The organism is Alteromonas sp. 4NH20-0056 (genome assembly GCF_057539655.1).
Genome location: NZ_BAAJLS010000021.1, coordinates 1 through 2412, shown reverse-complemented (window position 1 = coordinate 2412; position 2412 = coordinate 1). Strand labels below are relative to the sequence as shown.

The following is a 2412-nucleotide window of genomic DNA, read 5'->3' as shown; positions in this document are numbered from 1 at the left end:
AGAAACTTTGCTAGTGAAACAGCGCTTCACTACATTTCTGTAAGACAAGATGTGCTCTGTAAATCGAGCGACCTTATCCTTACTGAAATTTCCGTCCGAAGTTAAAAAACTTCAGCCTATTCAAACTGCAACATCGAGTGCTGTTTGGTGGAGCCAGGCGGGATCGAACCGCCGACCTCCTGCATGCCATGCAGGCGCTCTCCCAGCTGAGCTATGGCCCCGTATGTGTCTCAGTCAACTAGTGTGACTCTTCCGTGACAGCGGGGCGCATTCTAGGCATCCCCCCCTGTCATGTCAACGGTTTTTTTATGAATTTTCTCTGTTTGCTATAAAAGTAAGCGCTTTGTCGATTCTCTCGCCAACTTTCTCTTTTGAGAGCAAATTAAGCGTAACATCAAGTGATGGAGAATTTCCTCCTCCCGTCACTGCTACGCGTAACGGCATACCTACTTTACCCATACCCACTTCCAACGCTTCCGCGGTCGCGTTTATCGCTGCCTGAATACTTTCAGGGTTCCATGCATCAACTGCTAAGAGCCTTTCTTTCACCAATTCAAGCGCATCTTTCGCCACAGGGCGAAGGTGCTTTTTAGCTGCTTTTTCTTCGAACTCTTCGTAGTCTTGATAGAAATACGTCGAAATTTCTGCAAGCTCTTTCAGCGTTTTTACGCGGTCTGCTTGTATTGCAATGATAGATTCTAATGCAGGGCCTGCAAGTAAGTTAACGCCAAGTTGATCGAAATGCCATTTTGCGTGTTCTGCAACCTCACTTGCAGGAAGCGACTTAATATAGTGCTGGTTTAACCAAATAAGCTTCTCAGTGTTAAATGCAGAAGCTGACTGTCCGATAGCATCTAAGCTAAACAACTCAATCATCTCGTCTACTGAGAAAATCTCTTGATCACCATGAGACCATCCCAGTCTAACAAGATAATTCAATACAGCTTGTGGCAGGAAGCCATCATCGCGATATTGCATAACACTAACTGCGCCATGACGTTTGGAGAGCTTTTTACCGTCATCGCCCAAAATCATAGAAACATGCGCGTATTCAGGTATCGGCGCACCTAACGCTTCTAAGATATTTATCTGACGAGGCGTGTTGTTGATGTGGTCTTCACCACGAACAACGTGAGTAATGCCCATATCCCAATCATCCACAACAACACAGAAATTGTAAGTAGGTGTGCCGTCGGTACGTTGAATAATAAGATCATCAAGCTCGCTGTTGCTAATTTCTATCGTTCCACGCACATGATCTGTGATGACAACGGTACCCTCAGTAGGCGTTTTAAAGCGTATTACGAACGGCTGACCTTCAGGGTGATCGGTGCGTTCGCGCCATGTTCCTGGGTAGCGAGGCTTCTCACCACGTTCTTTTTGCGCTTCACGAATTGCATCCAGCTCTTCTGCACTCATAAAGCACTTGTATGCTTTACCTTCATCCAGTAACTGTTGAATTAGCTCGTTATACCGACCAAAGCGATCTGTTTGGTATACAGGACCTGTGTCCCACGTAAGGCCAAGCCACTGCATGCCGTCTAAGATAGCTTGTTTAGCTTCCTCTGTAGAACGTTCAATATCAGTATCTTCGATACGAAGAACAAATTCGCCACCTTTATTCTTAGCAACTAACCATGAATAAAGCGCAGTACGAGCGCCACCTACGTGAAGGTACCCGGTTGGGCTGGGAGCAAAGCGTGTAACAACCGACATGAATACTCTCTATAAATATATGAAAATTAGATTTGCGCGCATTCTACCAGTGTTAGCTATATGACAAAAGTGGCATCCCCTATTCACATACAAGTATTCAGCAAAATAAGAGATTAATTCGGTTCATTCTGTGTAGCGCAAGCTCGAGCTATCGTTGACACAACGAATAAATTGTTTTTCTTTTATCCAAAATTGACAAAAACCGGTCAAAATGTTCACTTTTCAGGCATACGAACATTTTTATTTAATTTTGTTATTGACACTATCGGAAGCGACTCTATAATACCGCCCCACTTGCTTAGGCAAGTAATTAAACAAGACGGACGCTTAGCTCAGTTGGGAGAGCATCGCCCTTACAAGGCGAGGGTCACTGGTTCAAGCCCAGTAGCGTCCACCACTTCTTGTTTAATAAATGAAAATAAACGGACGCTTAGCTCAGTTGGGAGAGCATCGCCCTTACAAGGCGAGGGTCACTGGTTCAAGCCCAGTAGCGTCCACCATTTTCATTGCATTCTAAAACGGACGCTTAGCTCAGTTGGGAGAGCATCGCCCTTACAAGGCGAGGGTCACTGGTTCAAGCCCAGTAGCGTCCACCATCTCCTTTAAATAATTCAGTAGTTCATAAGACTCAATGGTTCAACAACGTCGTTGCGAGCCAGCAGCAGCGTCCACCATCTCCTCTAAATAATTCAGTAG

General features: G+C 45.2%; 1 protein-coding gene and 4 tRNA genes. 3 read left to right on the top strand and 2 right to left on the bottom strand.

Annotated features, from left to right (window positions below; genetic code table 11):
• Positions 1-145: 145 nt before the first annotated feature.
• Positions 146-221: transfer RNA gene (locus AC27EZ_RS18050), tRNA-Ala, on the bottom strand.
• A gap of 85 nt (positions 222-306) precedes the next feature.
• A complete protein-coding gene (gene gltX / locus AC27EZ_RS18045; RefSeq protein WP_487136652.1) occupies positions 307-1716 on the bottom strand; it encodes a glutamate--tRNA ligase in 1410 nt (469 codons plus the stop codon).
• 321 nt (positions 1717-2037) lie between these two features.
• Between gltX and AC27EZ_RS18040 the strand changes: the two genes are divergently transcribed.
• The 3 genes from AC27EZ_RS18040 to AC27EZ_RS18030 all read left to right on the top strand — a co-directional run bounded on the left by AC27EZ_RS18040 (position 2038) and on the right by AC27EZ_RS18030 (position 2312).
• Positions 2038-2113, top strand: a tRNA-Val gene (locus tag AC27EZ_RS18040).
• Between the two features lie 27 nt (positions 2114-2140).
• Positions 2141-2216: transfer RNA gene (locus AC27EZ_RS18035), tRNA-Val, on the top strand.
• Between the two features lie 20 nt (positions 2217-2236).
• Positions 2237-2312: transfer RNA gene (locus AC27EZ_RS18030), tRNA-Val, on the top strand.
• Positions 2313-2412 lie beyond the last annotated feature (100 nt).